This is a genomic window from Dapis brunnea BLCC-M229, from assembly GCF_050015995.1.
In the GTDB taxonomy this organism is placed as follows: domain Bacteria; phylum Cyanobacteriota; class Cyanobacteriia; order Cyanobacteriales; family Microcoleaceae; genus Trichodesmium.
Map to the genome: position 1 here is coordinate 15,788 of NZ_JBNHEP010000017.1, position 18,744 is coordinate 34,531.

At 35.0% G+C, this 18,744-nt stretch carries 16 protein-coding genes; 7 read left to right on the forward strand and 9 right to left on the reverse strand.

The annotated features are described in order from the left end of the window. Positions 1 to 64: 64 nt before the first annotated feature. The 4 genes from ACP6PM_RS01715 to ACP6PM_RS01730 all read right to left on the reverse strand — a co-directional run bounded on the left by ACP6PM_RS01715 (position 65) and on the right by ACP6PM_RS01730 (position 7,356). Positions 65 to 2,110, reverse strand: a complete 2,046-nt coding sequence (locus ACP6PM_RS01715) for a tetratricopeptide repeat protein (RefSeq protein WP_426581265.1) — start codon at positions 2,108 to 2,110, stop codon at positions 65 to 67. 443 nt (positions 2,111 to 2,553) lie between these two features. Beyond that, positions 2,554 to 3,906 carry a tetratricopeptide repeat protein gene (locus ACP6PM_RS01720; protein ID WP_426581267.1) on the reverse strand — a complete coding sequence of 451 codons (1,353 nt, stop codon included), beginning with the start codon at positions 3,904 to 3,906 and terminating at the stop codon, positions 2,554 to 2,556. Between the two features lie 725 nt (positions 3,907 to 4,631). Beyond that, positions 4,632 to 6,503, reverse strand: coding sequence for a tetratricopeptide repeat-containing sulfotransferase family protein (locus tag ACP6PM_RS01725; protein ID WP_426581269.1), 1,872 nt, complete (start codon positions 6,501 to 6,503; stop codon positions 4,632 to 4,634). 667 nt (positions 6,504 to 7,170) lie between these two features. Beyond that, complete coding sequence (locus ACP6PM_RS01730) at positions 7,171 to 7,356, reverse strand: hypothetical protein (protein WP_426581271.1); 186 nt, start codon at positions 7,354 to 7,356, stop codon at positions 7,171 to 7,173. A 987-nt stretch (positions 7,357 to 8,343) separates the two neighbouring features. Between ACP6PM_RS01730 and ACP6PM_RS01735 the strand changes: the two genes are divergently transcribed. Further along, a complete protein-coding gene (locus ACP6PM_RS01735; protein WP_426581273.1) occupies positions 8,344 to 9,162 on the forward strand; it encodes a tetratricopeptide repeat protein in 819 nt (272 codons plus the stop codon). 14 nt (positions 9,163 to 9,176) lie between these two features. Here the strand turns inward: ACP6PM_RS01735 and ACP6PM_RS01740 are convergent, their stop codons facing one another. The 3 genes from ACP6PM_RS01740 to psbN form a co-directional block, all read right to left on the reverse strand. Further along, positions 9,177 to 10,085: an MBL fold metallo-hydrolase gene (locus tag ACP6PM_RS01740; protein WP_426581275.1), complete on the reverse strand. Its 909-nt coding sequence runs from the start codon at positions 10,083 to 10,085 to the stop codon at positions 9,177 to 9,179. Between the two features lie 10 nt (positions 10,086 to 10,095). Next, positions 10,096 to 11,187 carry a chorismate synthase gene (gene aroC, locus ACP6PM_RS01745; RefSeq protein WP_426581277.1) on the reverse strand — a complete coding sequence of 364 codons (1,092 nt, stop codon included), beginning with the start codon at positions 11,185 to 11,187 and terminating at the stop codon, positions 10,096 to 10,098. A gap of 711 nt (positions 11,188 to 11,898) precedes the next feature. Then, a complete protein-coding gene (gene psbN, locus ACP6PM_RS01750) occupies positions 11,899 to 12,039 on the reverse strand; it encodes a photosystem II reaction center protein PsbN (RefSeq protein ID WP_426581279.1) in 141 nt (46 codons plus the stop codon). A 78-nt stretch (positions 12,040 to 12,117) separates the two neighbouring features. Here psbN and psbH point away from each other — a divergent pair, with 78 nt between their 5' ends. The 6 genes from psbH to ACP6PM_RS01780 all read left to right on the forward strand — a co-directional run bounded on the left by psbH (position 12,118) and on the right by ACP6PM_RS01780 (position 17,136). Continuing rightward, complete coding sequence (gene psbH, locus ACP6PM_RS01755) at positions 12,118 to 12,321, forward strand: photosystem II reaction center phosphoprotein PsbH (protein WP_426581281.1); 204 nt, start codon at positions 12,118 to 12,120, stop codon at positions 12,319 to 12,321. 106 nt (positions 12,322 to 12,427) lie between these two features. Next, positions 12,428 to 12,700, forward strand: coding sequence for a TatA/E family twin arginine-targeting protein translocase (locus ACP6PM_RS01760; RefSeq protein WP_426581283.1), 273 nt, complete (start codon positions 12,428 to 12,430; stop codon positions 12,698 to 12,700). Positions 12,701 to 12,783: 83 nt separating this feature from the next. Further along, entirely contained in the window at positions 12,784 to 13,428 is a 645-nt protein-coding gene (pth, locus tag ACP6PM_RS01765; RefSeq protein WP_426581285.1) for an aminoacyl-tRNA hydrolase, read from the forward strand. 90 nt (positions 13,429 to 13,518) lie between these two features. After that, positions 13,519 to 13,785, forward strand: coding sequence for a DUF3146 family protein (locus tag ACP6PM_RS01770; RefSeq protein ID WP_293100231.1), 267 nt, complete (start codon positions 13,519 to 13,521; stop codon positions 13,783 to 13,785). 957 nt (positions 13,786 to 14,742) lie between these two features. Next, complete coding sequence (locus ACP6PM_RS01775; protein WP_426581288.1) at positions 14,743 to 16,455, forward strand: CTP synthase; 1,713 nt, start codon at positions 14,743 to 14,745, stop codon at positions 16,453 to 16,455. Between the two features lie 252 nt (positions 16,456 to 16,707). Then, on the forward strand, positions 16,708 to 17,136 hold the full coding sequence (locus tag ACP6PM_RS01780) for a hypothetical protein (RefSeq protein WP_426581290.1): 429 nt from the start codon (positions 16,708 to 16,710) through the stop codon (positions 17,134 to 17,136). Between the two features lie 361 nt (positions 17,137 to 17,497). Here the strand turns inward: ACP6PM_RS01780 and ACP6PM_RS01785 are convergent, their stop codons facing one another. Then, entirely contained in the window at positions 17,498 to 18,406 is a 909-nt protein-coding gene (locus tag ACP6PM_RS01785; RefSeq protein ID WP_426581292.1) for an ROK family protein, read from the reverse strand. Beyond that, complete coding sequence (locus tag ACP6PM_RS01790) at positions 18,407 to 18,658, reverse strand: hypothetical protein (RefSeq protein WP_426581294.1); 252 nt, start codon at positions 18,656 to 18,658, stop codon at positions 18,407 to 18,409. Between the last annotated feature and the right edge of the window lie 86 nt (positions 18,659 to 18,744).

Consider the following 18,744-nt stretch of genomic DNA (forward strand, 5'->3'; position numbering starts at 1 on the left):
GAGTGTTAATTATTCTTATGTTGACTTCTCCCCCACTTCCCTACTACCCTACTCAAGAATAAGATTACCAGTTAAACTTAATACCAAGATATTCATCTAACCTATGATTATGAGGTTCAAAATATGCACTCAATCTTTGACGGACAGACCGGTTAATTGGTTGATAATAGCCAGCATTTAACTTTCTATATTTTTGTAGTTGATGTTCTGGTAAACCCAAGAAATCAAAAACTTGCTTCATCGTAGTAGTAGGTTGTTCATAAAGGTCTTCTCCCTTCAAAATTAGAAATTGTTCTCTGGGGAATATTTCCATCCATTTTTTGATAAATTCTACATAAACACCTCTACCTATATAATTTCCAAGTTGTTGCTGCCAATAGTTCCGATCACCCTGGGGTTTATCTGGATTTTTTAAAAGCATTTTAAATTCTAAATCTATAGCTTTGTCAAAAGAGTGTTCCTCTCTTTTTATTCTTACCCAATGATAGTATTGAGAAACAGCTCTATCTACAGGATTTCTAAGAATTATTAATAATTTTACATCAGGAAATACATTATATATTCGTTTAGCAGAATCATAATATTCCAGATAGTTAGGAGTAGCTTCACCAGTAATAAAATTTTGTGACTTGGGAATAGGAGGAAAATGTGCAAGATACCAATTAATTCCCTTACTAAAGTCTCGATACCAAAAATGGGTTTCTTTCTTAATAGCTGGTAAAACTTGGGGATGTTGACTAATGTAATTTGCTAAAGAAGTCGTACCACTCTTTTGAGCGCCAATAATAATAAAGTTAGGTTTTCTGGTATTTTGGGAATTCCAGTTTTGGTCAACAAACATTGGATGAGATTGGCGAATTTTATTATAACAAGCAGTTTTATAGCAGTTAATTGCTACTTGAATATTTCCTATTTCTGTAAAAATTTCTCCTAGATTTAGATGACATAAGAAACTATTTGGCTGGTTCTTAATAGCCTCCTGATATATATTTAATACCTCCTCAAGTCGATTTTTAAGTAGGTATTTCCATAATAAATTATTGTAAAGCCAGGGATGATTTGGTTTCAGTTTCACTGCTTCTAAGTAAGCATTAATAGCTTCTTCTTTCTGAGAGTTTTGTGATAGAGCATTAGCTAAGTTGTAAAATCCATCAGAAAAATTTGGATTAATAATAGTTGTTTTGCGGTAAGCATAAATTGCTTGATCCCATTCTTGTTGCTTAATATATATATTGCCTAAACTGTTGTAACCCCAAAAGAAATCTGGGTTAATTTCTATAGCTTTTTGGTAACAAACTATCCCTTCCTCTAGCTCACCTTTTTTTTGCCAAACATCTCCTAATTTTTTGTGGAATAAATAATTATTTGGTTTCAACTCTATAGCACGACTATAAGCTGAAACTGCTAAATCATACTCTTTTTTTTCTTGCCAAACCTCTCCTAGTAAGTAATAACATCTAGGATTTTTAGGAGTCAGTTTTATTCCCTGATTTAAAACTACTAATGCTGACTCTAGTTCCCCCTTTTGAGTAAGCATTTCTCCTAATTTTTGATATGGCTCTGATGAATTTGGTTGTAGCTTAATAGCATGACAATAACAGTTAATTGTTTCTTCAATCTGACCTAATTCTAACAATTTATTTCCTAAATTCAAGTGTTCTTTAGCTGTGGCTGATTCTGGTTCTAGAATCAGTGCTTGATAAGTGCATTCTGTGGCTAATTCTTCTTTACCAAGATTCTGCCAGACTTTGGCTAAATTACGATAAACTCCTGCTAAGTTTGGTTTAATATGAATTGCTTTTTGATAATAAAAAATTGCTTGTTCCCACTTTTGCTGTTTAGCATACATACTACCAAGGTTAGCATGAGCCTCAGCACAATCTGGTAATATTTTTATAGCTTTATTGTAGTAACTTATTGCTGCTTCTAAATCACCTTTTGCTTGTAAAATATCGCCTAGAGTTTTACAAGCTGGTGCAAATTCTGGTTGGCTATTTAATGCTTTTAAACAAGCTGCATAAGCTTCATCCAATTTTCCCTGGGCTAAACTAGCTTCTGCTATTCGATGAAAATTAATAGCTACTTTTTCTGTTTTTTCATTATTAGACATATTATTTCAGTTATCAGTTATCAGTTATCAGTTATCAGTACCTCATGCAATAAAGAGACTTGAAATACTGAATTTTATTCTCTTAGTAAATTGGATATTGCGAGGTTTCCTTCTCATCTCTTGATTAGTTTTTATTCCCTTCAAAATGCAGGATATGTGAGACATTATTTTCTGCTCATATTTGATTTTTTTCAAGAATAAAGTTTATTTATTACCAATAAGTTTGTCAACTTTTTGCGGAGTAGGAAGTGAGAAAAGATTACATCAATATTATTTATTATTAAAATACTGCTACATTGATTTTTTTAGTAGTTAGATAAATAATATTCACGATTTTTTTCTGATTTATCTCTGCCTAAGAATACAAAACCCTCTCCCACTATCAATTTTCATATTAGTTATTAGCATAGATAATATATTAGTCAGCAAATTTATTTTCCTCCTTAATATAGTAACTCCTGTTTATTTCTACATTTTTCTGCGGCTTCGTGGTCACCTAGCTGCTCAAAAATATAGGCTATTTTTTCGTAAGCTTTATCGTAGTCTGGTTTAATTTGTATTGCTTGTCTAAAACATTTGACAGAATCAGACCAATTTTTTTGTTGAATATACACTTGTCCTAATGATGCGTATAACCAACAGGATTTAGAATTAATTTCTATAGCTGTTTGATAACTAATGATAGCCTCATCTAATTTTCCTATATTTTGTAAAGCATTTGCTAATCTGAAATGAAATAAATAGTTATCTGCTTTTAATTCTATCGCTTGATGATAAGCTTTAATTGCTGACTGCCATTTTTTTTGTTTACTTAGTGCTTCCCCCAATTTGTAGTGAAATCTTGCTAAATTAGGATTGACTTGAATACCTCTACAGTAGACAATAACGGCTTGATTTATTTCCCCTTGCTTGACCAATATTTCTCCAATTTTACAGTAAGCATCCCAAATATTAGGATGATTTTTAATCAGTTTGCGATAACAAGTAAGCGCTCGATTTAATTCACCCTGTTCATACAAAATATCTGCCAAATTTTTTTGAGACCAAGGAAACTTAGGATTAATTTCTATACCACGTTCAAATGCTTCTACTGCATCATTTAACTTGCCTGTTTCTCGGAAAATTTTTCCTAGTTTATGGGGAATTAACCAATTTTTAGGTAAGAGTTCAATTAAACTTTGGTAACAATCAATAGCTTCCTTTAACTCTCCCTGACTTACTAAAATTTCTCCTAATTTAGAGTAAGCCTCCGATAAAGTAGGATTTAATTCTATAGCCTCACGATAATAAGCGATCGCCTCTTCTGTTTTGCCTTGACTAAATAGGATATCTCCTTGATTTAGCTTTTCTAATGCTTTTTTTTCTAATTCTATTTTTTCTGCGTAATACCAATATTTTTTGGCTAAACTTAAATCTCCTAACTGTTGGCAAACCCGAGATAAATTCCGATAAGTACCAGCCAAATTTGGTTGTAATTCAATAGCTTTTTTATAAGAAGCTATAGCTGACTGCCAATCTTTTTGTTTAGCATATAAACTACCAATATTTGTGTAAACCTCTGCCCAATTTGGTTGTTGTATGATTGCTTTTGCATACCAATTTATTGCTTCATCTAACTTTCCCATAACCTGCAATATATTTCCCATACTTTTGCAAGCCAAAGGATAGAAAGGTAATATGTCTAGAGCTTTTTCACAAGCAAAAAAAGCCTCATCTAATTTTTCTGCTTCTAAATAAGACTCTGCTTCTTGACATAAACTAAAAGCTGACATTTCTGGAGTTAAAACTGAATACATATTTCTTTTTTAAAAGAAGGAAAAAGGAAAAAGTAGGAATATAGAATGAGTCATTTGAGTTATCAGTTGTTGAATTATCAGTACCTTCTACTTACAGCAGTTTTAGAGTTAATTAATACCAAGCGTGATAAATTTTTTCTACAAATATTTGGATTACTTCTAGTAGGGGTTATTTGCGTTTGCGGAGCATTCCGTAGGAAATCATCCCTACTTTTATTATTATTTTTTGCCATGAAAAAATCTATTCTAGTAAATGTGCATCTGACTTAAACTACTTTAGTTAACTAAATTATTCGTAACATTCTTTTTGAAAAATGGTATAAGTACAAAGTTTTATCCCTTGAGTAAATAGGCAAGAGATATTAGTATTCAACTGTACCTCACGATTCTCAAAAGTGCTTTAAGTAACAGGTAAGAAAATCTGAAATTTCTTTTTTTATAGCACTCGAAGCATAGGGTGCAGACATTGCTAAATATTGTTTGCGGAGCATTTCCCCACCGAAAACTCACGAGGGAGATTACTTCTGAATTCTCAATTCAGATGTATCTCACGATTCTCAAAAGTGCTTTAAATAAGGGGGAATAAAATCCAAAATTTCCTTTTTTATAGCAGTCGAAGCATAGGGTGCGGACATTGCTAAATATTGTTTGCGGAGCATTTCCCCACCGAAAACTCACGAGGGAGATTACTTCTGAATTCTCAATTCTAAATTCTAAATTCAGAACTACTCCCAGTTAAATTCTATCCCTAAATATTCTTCTAATCTTTCATTATGAATTCGGAAATAATTACTTAAACTCTTACGCATTAAGGGGTCGATTTGTGAATACTTCCCAGCATTATAATTCTTGTAATCTAATAGTTTATATTCCGGCAAATCTAAAAACGTTAAAACTTTCTCCATACTAGCTTCTGGATGTTCATAAAAATCTTCACTTTTCAAAATCAGGAATTGTTCCCGTGGAAATAAACTCATCCATTCCTTAAAAAACTCAACATATACTCCCGTTGCTAAATAATTTAAGTCCTTCATCCAGTAATTAACTTTTTCAGGAGCTTTTGTTAATTTCTCCAAATCTGATTCAATTGCCTCTTCTAAAGAACGATTTTCCCAATTTAATCTTAGCCATTGATAATATTGAGATATGGCTCGATCTACAGGATTTCTCAATAGTATGAGCAGCTTAATTTTTGGGAAAAATTGGTAAATCCTCCTAGCAGTATTTGGATGATCGAAATAACTAGGACTAGCTTCCCCAGTCAAGAATTTTTTTCCCTCTGGAATTCCTGGAAAATGAGCTAGATACCAATTAATTGACTTATTAAATTTCCAAGACCAAAAATCCATTTCTTTTTTAATCGGAGGAATAATTTGTGGATGTTGAATCAAATAATTATAAAGAGAAGTCGTACCTCCTTTGTGAACTCCAATAACTATAAAATTCGGTTCTTGCACTTGTTCTAAATTCCATGGTTTTGATACTAATCTAGGGTACAATTTCTGAGTTTGCCGATAACAAGCTGTTTGATAATAAGGTATAGCTTCATCAAATTTTTCCAAACGAGTTAGAGCTTCTCCTACATTCAAGTAAGAGCAAAAAGAGTCCGGATTAGCTTTCTGAAATATCTCGAAAAAAGTTAGTACTTCTGTTAGTTTACCTTCTCTAGCAAAAGCTTCCCATATATTGTAGTAAAACCACCAAGATAGGTCTGGATTAATTTCAATACCTTGACGGTAAGCAATAACTGCTTCCTCCCATTTTTGTTGTCGAGTTAGAGCAATACCTAGATTATAGTAAGAGCTACTATTCGGGTTTAATTCTATCTCTTTTCTGAGTTCTAATATTTCTCTTTCTAACTGATTTCTTTTATCTAATACTTGCTGTAGCTTTTCAGAAATCTTTAAGTCATCTTGATTAAGCTCTAAAGCTATTTTATAGAAAATAATTGCCCCGTTAATTTTATTAGCTTCAGCTAAACCATCTGCTACTTGTACAAATAAATTAGGATTTTGTTGTAAAAATTGCAGCAATATATCGTCAATAGAATATTCCTCTGAGTCTTGAATAACTTTGCGGTAATCCTTAATTCCTCCATCTAAATTTGACTGATATTTTTTCTCTATAGCATCTCCTAATTTACTGTAAATTCCTGGTATATATGGCTGCAATTGAGTTATATAAAGATAGTTATATATAGCTTCATCCCATTTTTTTAATTCTATTAAAGCATTGCCTAAATTGTAGTAACACCAAGGAAAATTGGTATCTATTTTAATTGCATTTTTGTAAGCATTAATCGCCTCTTCCCATTTTTGTAATTTGCTTAAAGCATTTCCTAAATTATAATAAGACCAATAAAAATTCTGATTTAACTCAATAGCGCGATAGTAACTTTTGATAGCTTCCTTCCAATTTTCTTGTTGATGTAAAGCTTGCGCTAAATTATAGTAATACCAAGAAAAGTTGGGTTTTAGCAAAATAGCTTGACGGTAGTTTTCAATTGCTAAATCCCATTTTTTTTCTTGAGCATATATGCTGCCAAAGTTGGCATACTCTTCAGGTGTATTCAAATTTGACTTATTTTTTGATGACATTGTTTATTGAAGATTTCTCAATGAGATTTACCGAATAATTAAGGTTTAAAGCCTCTCCTTTAAAGGAGAAAAAAGCGGTCGTTCTTCGGAGCTTCCCGTAGGGTGAGATGGCGAGGTTTTCCGCTCTTTCAGAGCCGCTCCGAAGTGCGCCATATCCAATCGACCAAGAGAATAAAAAAATTCCTTTTAACCAATCCTCTTCTTTTTAATAAGAGGTAATAATTAATTATTAATTATTAATTATTGAAAGCATTTTCCTACTTAATGAAGTAATTATGTCGATCATTTTAGGGAGTAGAGAATGGGTAGGGACGTTATATGTAACATCTGTACTAGGGAAGATGGGTTAGAAGATAGGGAACGAGGCAAAAATATTTACCCTGTCAGTTGCACTTCATTAATCTCAGATCTCCTGATATTACTTATATACCAGTTTTCATATTGATGAGATACGGTATTTTTCTCTCTTCCATGTTGCCTCAAACCCAAACTCGTCTATAGAACCCATTTGGTATCTTTAGCCCGCAATTAAATTTGTCAGTTACGAGTCAGGAGTAGAATAGAAGCAATACAGGAAAAAGATTGAAAAATACCCCTTACTCCCCTCCGACCCTACTCCCCTATCCTGACAAGGGTATCTTTTTCACAAAGAGACGAGTAATCACTTTTATTCATTATAAAATCTACAAAATAATGTGCTTTTTTTATACAAGAAATGGGATAAATTTATCCCCACACTCCCCACACTCCCCACACTTCCCACACTCCCCACACTCCCCACACTTCCCACACTCCCCACACTTCCCACACTCCCCACCCCTCCCACACCCAATGGCGTAATTCTAAAAAACATACCCTTGTCAGACTCCCCTACCCCCTACTTTTAAGATTAGAATCAGATTTTTCCCATCATTAAATTTTTCCATCCATCCCTCCTGAGGGGAAAACCACAAACATTTTCATTTTCTGAAGCTCCTGAAAAAAAATCGGCGCGTCAAAAGATATTCGGTTGCATCCTCACAATTTTTGTGATATCGTAAAGATTAACTGGGCTAACTCGCCTATGCGCATGATTTTTTATTCAACAAGCTTTTATAGCTCAGACATAATCAAGTATTCAAGAATTTTCCCCAGGAGAAATACCTAGAAAGATTTTCATCAAGTGACGCTCTCATAAACATATATAGGCTTGTTTTCCCATCATTAAATCTTTTCATCCATCCCTCCTGAGGGGAAAACCACAAACATTTTCATTCTCTGAAGCTCCTGAAAAAAAAATCGGCGGGTCAAAGGATATTTGGTTGCATCCTCACAATTTTTGTGATATCGTAAAGATTAACTGGTCTAACTCGCCTATACGCATGATTTTTTATTCAACAAAAAAAATAGTATAGTTTCAAGTGCCATAGAACGGAGTTCTGCTTTTCGGCTGTCGCCGATATGAAACGCTTTGCGATATGAAACGCGGAGCAAATTTTGCAGCTATATCGCTCAGGCTGTAGAAAGGAAAATCAATCTAAAAGATACGCTTAGGAGTTCTATATTGAGAAATATGTTCTTCTTTTATATTCCCTGTTTCCAGAATTACTACTCCCTACTCCCTACTCTCTAAATTCAATGAGATACAGTATTTTTATTTCTTCCATGTTGCCTCAAACCCAAACTCATCTACTTGAGAAATACGTACTTCTTATTTTCCATTCCCTGTTTCCAGAATTACTACTCCCTACTCCCTACTCCCCACTCCCTAAATTAAAAATTTAACTTCATATCCGCAAAAATTTACTTGATTCAGCCATAATAGTTTAGTAATACAAAATATTCTAATTCTAAGAATTCAATGGGCATCTCTATAGAAGTTGACAATACAAACTTTGCTACCGAAGTCTTAAAAAATTCTCACAAAAAACCAGTTTTAGTAGACTTCTACGCTACTTGGTGTGGTCCATGTAAAATGCTAAAACCAATCTTAGAAAAGTTGGTTCAAGAATATGACTTTATCCTAGCCAAAGTTGATGTCGAGCAGAGTCCAGAGTTAGCTCAAACTTATGGTATAGAAGGAGTACCAGATGTAAGAGTCGTAACTCAAGGAGAAGTTAAACCTGGTTTTGTCGGAGCTCTCTCAGAACCAAAACTACGAAATTTTCTAGGGGAACTTAATCTTCACTCAGAAGTAGAAACAGATATAAAAGAATTGCAGAATCTGACAAAATCAGGTCAATTTGAACAAGCAAAAAGTATTTTAGATCGGCTCTTTCACAAATATCCTAATAACGTTACTATAATTATAGAAGCTGCTAAGTTTTTGGTAAGCTTAAATAAATTAGAAGAAGCAAAAAAGCTGATTGAAACTATTGGCGAACAGAATCGAGAATTTTATCCCCAAGTACAAGCAGTAAAAGCATTAATTCACTTTAAACAAGAAGCAGAAAATCCAGGTGATAGTACCCTAGATCAAACTTATGCCAAAGCTTGTAGTCTGACATTATCTGCTAACTATGAACAAGCACTAGAATTATTTTTAGAGCTAGTCGCCACAAATCGTAAATATAAAGATGACGGCGCACGCAAAGCAATATTAGCAATATTTAACATTTTAGGAGATGACCATCCTATAAGTAAGGAATATCGTCAGCAGTTATTACTAAGTCTGTACTAAACTAATTTCCAAGATTAAATCCCTACTGGCAGAACCAAACCTTCTTTGGCCATAACTGCCATAGGAAAAGTCTCTTTAACTTGTTCTGCCATCCGATCCAGAAAATTATCACTATGAGTTGGTTCATGGTGAAAAATTACTACTCGCTTTACTCCAGCAGCTTTGGCAACTTTAATTGCTTCCTGCCAAGTCGAATGTCCCCAACCAACTTTTGGCGACTTGGGATTATGATACTCATCATCAGTGTACATAGCATCATAGATTAGCACATCAGCATCCCGTGCCAAACTAACCACACTTTCATCCAAACCATCAGGAAAATGTTCTGTATCAGAACAATAAACCGCACTCCGTCCATTCCATGTCACCCTATATCCCATTGCCGTATTAGGATGATTTAGAGAACCCGTCTCAATTTCAATACCATGGAGCATCATTTTTTGCCCATGCTGAAGTTCATAAAATCGCAAGTCCGCCTGCATACCTGTAAGGGGAACAGGAGAGTTATAATGTAATACTCTATCTATAAAATGCTGTTTCATTGACTCCCCTTCTGGAGGAATTGCTCCATAGATGTGAAAACAATTTCCTTTAGTAAAAGCAGGAGCGAACAATGGAAAACCTTGAATATGATCCCAATGATAATGAGTGAAAAATATATAAGCTTCTACTGGGGTTTCCTGCATTAATTCTTTTCCTAGTTCTCGCATCCCAGTACCTCCATCAAATATCAAACGCTTACCAGCTATTTGCATTTCTATGCAGGAAGTATTTCCACCATATCTAACAGTTTCTTTTCCAGGAGTCGGGACACTACCTCGCACTCCCCAGAACTTTACTACAAAATCCCCTAGATTTTCAGACAACTTCGTAGAATCAATATTATCTTGGGTAGGTACTATAGTAGAAGTTTTAGTTTCCATATAAATTTTCTTACTTTAAGGTCTTACATTGTCCATGATGACGTAATAAGTGGTCACATAGCACTATAGCCACCATTGCTTCTACCATAGGCACAGCTCTAGGTAAAACACAAGGGTCATGTCTTCCTTTAGCCGCGAGAAATGTCTCCTCACCTTCACGACTAACAGTGCGTTGCTCTTTCCGAATTGTAGCAGTTGGTTTAAATGCCGCCCGCAACACAATATTTTCTCCGTTAGATATGCCACCCTGTATCCCACCAGAACGGTTGGTCATTGTGCGAATTTCACCTTGTTCATCTGTATAAAATTCATCATTATGCTCACTACCTGTCAGAGTAGTACCTGCAAAACCAGAACCAATTTCAAATCCTTTGCTCGCTGGCAAAGACATTATACCCTTCGCTAAATCACCCTCTAGTTTATCAAATACAGGAGAACCCAAACCTTTTGGCACATTCCGAGCTATACATTCTACCACACCTCCAACAGAATCTCCTACATCCCGTATTTGTTCTACTAATTCAATCATTCTCTCAGCACATTCGTTATCTGGACAACGAACAATATTACTTTCTACTTGTTCTATAGTTACTGTTGTTGGATCGACAATAGCCTCTAAATTTTTGATCCGCTTCACATATCCCACAATTTCCACACCAGAATATTGTTGCAAAATTTTTTTAGCGATCGCCCCTGCGGCTACTCGTCCAATTGTCTCCCTGGCCGAAGACCTGCCCCCACCTTGCCAATTTCTAATACCATATTTAGCATCATAAGTTGCATCAGCATGAGATGGACGATATTTAATAGACATCTCCTGATAATCCTGGGGACGAGCATCCTTATTTCTGACCAAAATCATAATTGGCGTCCCCAAGGTTTGACCTTCAAATACCCCAGATAGTATTTCACAAGTATCAGTTTCTTTACGGGGTGTGGTAATTTTGCTTTGCCCTGGTCGCCTACGGTCTAACTCATATTGAATTTCTTTAACATCTATTTCTAGCTTTGGTGGGCAACCATCAATTACAACTCCTACTCCTCCTCCATGGGATTCACCGAAGGTTGTTACCCGAAATAAATTTCCAAATATGTTGCCCATTAAACTCAAACTATAAAGTGTTTAACAAATCATCTTAACTGGTTTCTGTTAAGATTCTCATCTGCCTCGACCTGTTATATCAAGTCTGGATAATTAGTTATTGGAAAACTTCTGCCTTCTAACTTTAATCCTTCCCTTCTTCTCTCTGCCTTTGCTTCACAGATATGATAAGTATTTAACTGGATTCTATATTAGGATTAGAGTTTTGCTCCATGATATGAAAAGCTTTAGCAAAACTCTTTTCTCATATATGGTTATTGTGCAAGAAACAGCTCTTCTTTTAGCCCAGGTTCTCCCAGAAGGCAAGAAGTAGATACCAAAATTAATAGCTAATAAAAGTATAGTCAAATATAGTAAAGATATTAGAGTCCTTTTTTCTCTGTGCTCCCCATCCTCCCCACTCTTCCCACACTCTGCTTTTTTCAGCAAACCCTAGATACTGCTGCGCAAATGTCAACAGTACCTCTGGCTTTAGCAGGAGGCTTGAAAATGCTGAATTTTCTTTTTTATCCCCTTAACTTAAAAGGCTATGCTTTATAAACATATTTCTTAAGATAAAATTTGACAAAAGAAACAAGTTATGTATTTACCATTCTATAGATATTTCGGGAGAGTAAACCTATTTAATTAGAGGCTTTTCTCCCCCCCATCTCCCCATCTCCCCATCTCTCCATCTCCCCATCACAGCTTACCTTCTAGACCCATAAAGCCTTAATCTTCATGATCGTCAAAAGGGTCGGCCAACTCCTTTGCGGGAGGTCCAAAGGCTGTATAAACGGAAAATCCAGTAATGGCCACAACCATTACAGCTATCGAAATACTAAGAACTGTTGCAGGTTCCATATAATTCATTAAAATTATTAGTGTTATACATATACAATATTACAAAACATTAAAATTTTCTGCTGAAAATAGTAAAAATCGAAAACTATGTCACAAAGAACTGGATTAGGAGACATCCTCAAACCCTTAAACTCAGAGTATGGTAAAGTATCTCCCGGTTGGGGAACTACAGCATTGATGGCCGTTTTTATGGGCTTATTCTTTGTCTTCTTGTTGATTATTTTACAAATCTACAACTCTTCCTTGTTGTTAGAGAATGTTGATGTTGACTGGGCAAATCTAACTAAATAAATTAAATTTAGTTAGTAGGGCTAAGAAATTCAATTATTTCAAATTTCTTCAGCCCTAGCTATTAATTTTATGCCAACTGCAAGCAAATTTTTAGGAGTAAAACAAGATGAATATATTTGGTATTGGTCTCCCAGAAATGATTGTTATTCTGGTGGTAGCTCTTTTAATATTTGGTCCGAAGAAACTGCCAGAAATTGGTCGTAGTTTAGGACAGGCTCTAAATAGTTTTAAGGCAGGAGCTAAAGAGTTTGAAAATGAATTTAAACGAGAAGCCAAACAGTTAGAAGAAGTACCATCTGCTAGTAAATATGAACCTAAATCCGATTCTAAAGAAGTAGTAAATGTTTCTTCACCCGCAGATATATCTCAGAAAAGCTAATTTTAAAAAGTAGAGAAAAAAATTACCTGAGCCAATCTAAAACATTATTGTAGTTTTGACATAAAATTTTTAATTCTAAGGGAATGAAAGAGGTTGCGCCAGGGCAAAAATTAGTGATTCCCAAATTAATTGTAGGTTTGGGAAATCCAGAGCCAAAATATAATCAAACTCGGCATAATATAGGATTTGCTGTAGTTGATAATCTAGCTAATATATGGCAAATTTCTTTATCAGAAAATCGTAAATTTAAAGCAGAATTTGGAGAAGGCAGAAGTACAAAAACTGAAAAAATTTACTTGTTGAAGCCCTTAACTTATATGAATAGGTCGGGACAAGCAATTCGTGCGGTGGTAGATTGGTATAAACTACCTCCTTCTTCTGTCCTGATAATATATGATGATATGGATTTACCCATGGGGCGATTACGACTACGTTTGTCAGGTTCAGCAGGTGGCCATAATGGCATGAAGTCGGCGATCGCTCATTTGGGGACTCAAGAATTTCCTCGTTTGCGAATAGGTATTGGTAAACCCAAAAATGTTACTGCTGAAAGTGGAGACCCAAAAACTATTAGTCATGTTTTAGGAAAGTTTAGCCCCACAGAAAGTAAATTGATGACTCAAATGCTGGATCTAGTTGTAGAAACAGTAGAAATTTCTCTCAAACAAGGAATTGAAAAAGCTATGAATCTCTATAACAGTAGAACTATCATCATACCAGAAGATTAATTGACCATTCAGAAAGTATTTTTAAGGCTTTTGAGCGAGAGTTGTAGAAATGATTTTTGAGTGATTGAAAGAGTCACTTGATAACTATTGATGAGTTCTAAGAGTCTACCAGAAACTACTGCTTATGTCAGAGTAACTCGCCAGTCTTGGCAAAAAGGCACTATTGAAGGAGAGGTTAGTGCTGGTCCTTTTGGTTGGTACTTTAAATGGCGTTTTAGACAGGGAAAAACTCTGTATATTCAACCTTCTCAAGGTCGCGCCTTAATTCAAGAGCCTCTAGGTAGGTTTTTAGAAAAGTGGGATTATCAACTAGAACCTGGTGGGGATTACTCTTTTACTATTAAGGCTAAATTTTAGCAAAATTTAAGATTTAATTTTTAACTGGACTTACGAGAACCACTACTCCATAAAGTATGTTGCATTTAGAGGTTTTAGTAGGATAAAAGTTATATTAACTATAGCGCTATAGTTTTTATTTACTATATATGATAATTTTTCTGAAGCTATATATTACCAATTCTTGGTAGTTATGTAAAGATTAGGTATTTAGATATAGAAGGGATAAAAGTTAGATTAACTATAGCGCTATAGTTTTTAATTAAGGTTTGCTGAAAAAGTCTTATGAGTGAGGGTAAAAGTTAGAAGTCAGGAGAAATAGAAATTATAGAAGAGGTAGAAGGAGCAATTCTCCCTTTATTTTTGTGTGATTTTTGTGCCCTTGTTTGGTCAAAAAGTTAGCATTTTGAGTTTTTTGGACTGAAAAGTCTGTGTTTTTTTGGTAGATAAAGGCTAAAGAATTTACCGATAAAGGCTTTGAGAATTAATCAACCATCTATAATTTAATGCATTATGATACTTTTGCTGAAACTAGAGGTTAGCAAGAATGGGTAATTTCCTCAAATGCCTTACTGAAGCACGGATATGATTTGATTTCTTAGAAATAGAAATAGAGAGTAGTTCTAATTAATAGGCATGAGAACAAGTAGTATAGATATTTATAATTATCTATATTATGCTAGCCCTCCCCTAAAATAGAAATAGATATGAGATAGAAAGGGATAAAAGTTAGGTTAACTTTAGCGCTATAGTTTTTAATTACTCTATATGATACTTTTGCCGAAGCTAGAGATTAGTAAATTCTTGGTAATTCTCTCAAAAAGATATGAGATAGGAAAAATCTAATTATAGATGAGTCTAGCCTAATATTTCCTTTTCTCTGCCCAACGGCAGGCTATGCCAAAAGCATGGGTAGTATAAATTAGTGAGACTAATCTACAGTTTACAACTTTCTTCTATCCTTATTAAAAAAAATATATGACTAAATTTGTATTCATAACTGGTGGAGTAGTATCCAGTATTGGTAAAGGAATTGTAGCAGCAAGCTTAGGTCGTTTACTCAAATCACGGGATTATTCAGTCTCCATTCTTAAACTAGATCCTTATATTAATGTAGATCCAGGGACTATGAGTCCTTTCCAACATGGAGAAGTGTTTGTCACAGAAGATGGTGCAGAAACAGACCTAGACTTAGGTCACTATGAACGATTTACAGATACCTCAATGTCTCGGCTCAACAGTGTTACCCAAGGTTCGATATATCAGGCAGTAATTAATAAAGAAAGACGAGGGGACTATCAAGGGGGAACAGTTCAAGTTATCCCCCATATTACTAACGAAATAAAAGAAAGAGTACACAGAGTCGCCAGAAATGCCAATCCAGATTTAGTAATTACAGAAATAGGGGGGACAGTAGGAGATATTGAATCTCAACCATTTTTAGAAGCAATTCGGCAATTTCGTAAAGATGTGGGACGAAATAACGTTTTGTATGTCCATGTGACACTGGTCCCTTGGATTGCTTCAGCAGGGGAGATGAAAACTAAGCCTACTCAACACTCCGTTAAAGAATTACGCTCCATTGGTATTCAACCAGATATTTTGGTCTGTCGATGCGATCGCCAACTTAGTAAAAGCTTAAAGGAAAAAATGTCCGAGTTCTGTGATGTACCCGTAGAATCTGTAGTTACATCTCAGGATGCTCAAAGTATCTATGAAGTACCTCTAATGTTGGAGGCAGAAGGACTAGCATTCCAAGCTCTAGAATTATTACAAATGGAGCAACGTCAACCAAATCTCGAGCAATGGCAAACTTTAGTCAATCGTCTTTACCATAGAGACAAAGAAGAAATACATACTAACCAGGGCAAATCATCTACTGCTACTACTGTAGAAATTGCCATAGTGGGTAAATATATTCAACTTAGTGATGCTTATCTATCAGTAGTAGAAGCATTACGCCATGCAGCGATCGCTGTTGGTGTAGACTTAAATCTACGTTGGGTCAATGCTGAAGATGTGGAGGCCAATGGAGCCAAAACCTATCTAGAGGATACCAATGGAATTATTGTGCCAGGTGGGTTTGGTGTGAGGGGTATTGATGGGAAAATAGCTACAGTTCAATATGCCAGACTAAATAAAATTCCTTTTTTGGGGTTATGTTTGGGAATGCAATGTGCGGTAATTGAGTGGGCACGCAATATAGCAGAATTGGATGCTGCTCATAGTGCGGAGTTTGACCCTCAAACACAAAATCCAGTTATTAATTTATTGCCAGAACAACAAGATGTAGTAGACTTAGGCGGTACTATGCGACTGGGACTTTATCCTTGCCGTCTTCAAGGGGACACATTGGCATTTAAAACTTATCAGCAAGAAGTAATTTATGAACGCCATAGACATCGATATGAATTTAATAATGCTTACCGGAACTTGTTCTTAGAAACAGGATATGTTGTAAGTGGAACATCTCCTGATGGTAGGCTAGTAGAAATTATTGAACTTCCTACTCATCCTTTCTTTATTGCTACTCAATTTCATCCAGAGTTTCAATCTCGACCTAGCAGTCCTCACCCTCTATTTCATCGCTTTTTTCAAGCAGCTAGTCAACAAGAAAAGTGTTATAATTTGTCTGTAAATAATGTTGAAGCTAGCCAAGAGCTAAGCATTCAGCCATCAATTAGTAATTAGTGATTAACTCATTGTCTTGGGAGGAGGAATTAGTCTTGAGGGAGAATTAAAAATTCTGAATCAAAAGGTTATAAGTTAATCTTAGTAATATTTTTAGGTGGGAACTTCTGCTAAAATTTTGTTAAAGAAGAAATACTTTTTATTGGGTACTAACTGACAATATCAAGGGTAAATAAATAATGTCGATCAGACTTTTAGGGTAACTTGCAGGATGTGGGTAAATGCAAGAAATTAAAGCTTTGAGGGGGTCCTGTGGCCTACTGGATTAAAATAAATTATGAAAGAAGTATATACTTGATCGATCTTGACAGTATTACTGCTTTTTCTTGTCAGTCAAATAAGCTGATAACTTTTTGGTTGCCAAATAGTAGTCAGCCAATTATATTGAATAAGCAAAATTCTGAACAGGACTATAATTTAGTTCTAGAATATCTTAAAAAAAAGATCGAAATAGACTATAAAATTTATAATGAATGCTGGGTAAAAATTATTTACGATCGCCATGAATGGTTGATAAATTTGAGTTGTATTACTACATTTGCTTTGGAACCTAATGGTCGGATAACTTTCTGGTTACCAGATAGTACAAAAGATATTATTATTAACCCTAATAGTGAGCCAGAAGCTTATAAAAAAGTTTCGGAATTTATCAAAAAAGTAACTGGATATTCTTTACCATAAGAAAATTTGATAGTAATATACTTGATGTTAACTATACCTAACTTAGTTATAGTTAAGCATACTCTATTTCCTATTATCTTTTTGCCAAAACCCAATCATTTAGGTGTGATATATCAGTCTATTGAGTCCTCCCAAGACTACGACCTTTCATATCGCGTAGCAAAATTGCTAATTGCCTTTATTAAAAGAATTATTATTAAGAGATTGAGATCAAATTCTCTGACTACAAATCCGTTAAAATTATCCCTATTCCCTACCCTCTAACCCTCATGCTCTAATTGAATACTATGTATGTGCGAAAATTCCAGAGAAAATGTTAACTGCTAATAGCTGAATGCTTACTCCACAACTCTCAAATTATTTATTCTGAAAACTTAGTCAAAGCTAATTTACCAGCTCCCACAATACCAGCTTGATTACCTAACTTAGCAGTTAATAATTGTAAGTTTAAATGAGAACTAAAAAGAACTCGTCGCTCAATTTCTGCCTTAGCTGCAGGCAAAAAAAGTTTTGCTGCTCCACTGATACCTCCTCCAATAATTACTGCTTCTGGGGTTAAGATATAAATCAAACTTGTCAACCCTACTCCTAAAATTCGTCCGTAGTTTTGCCAAAATTCTAGGGCAAACTTATCTCCAGTTAAAGCTAAATTGGCTAATTCTAAAGGTTCTTTTCCTGTATCTCGACGAATTGCTTGAACAGAAACATATTGTTCTAAAGAGCCATTATTACCACTATTACATTCAGGTCCATCAGGATTTAAAGTTATTAACCCTAACTCTCCAGCCGCACCTTGATGACCCACAAATAATTGGCCATCCAAAATAATCGCTCCCCCAACACCGGTACCCAGGGTAAGCATAATCATATTTTTAAATTGACTACCTGATCCTAGCCAAGCTTCACCTAAACCAGCACAATTAGCATCATTAGCTATAACTACTGGTAAACCAGTCTTTTCCTCCAACAATTCGGCTAGAGGAACCTCTTGCCAATCAGCTAAGTTTATTGCTATTCTAGAAATTTTACCTTCAGCATCAACAGGGCCTGGTACTCCAATACCTATTCCTTGAATAGCTCCTAAGTTGTCTGGTTGAAGTTCTTTTCTCAGAATAGATATTGTCTCTTCTATAACATTAATAACTGCTTTTGGGGTAGCAGGTCTAGGAGTTGGTACAGTCAAAGATTTATGACATACTCCATCCCTACCAAAAACCCCAATTTTAATTGCTGTTCCACCTATATCAATACCTATGACTAGAGAGTTCATTTAAAATCTTTCCACACTAGAATTAAATATAGGTTCAACCCGAATGGCAATTATAGCTGAAGGGCGAACCACCATATATTCTCCTTGAATAGTCTTAATAGGTACATTCACAAACTCTTGAGAGTCATGCTTTGGAACTACAACGCCACTGTACCAGGTTTGAAAATCTTTAAGAGTAAGAAAACGTACTTCTTCACGAGCGCCACCTTCCAATAATAGGTGTATAGCAAATTCATCAGGCTGTCTGGGCATATCTTTATATCTTTATATCTTTATATCTTTATATCAGTTATCAGTTATCAGTTATCAGTTATCAGTTATCAGTTATCAGTTATCAG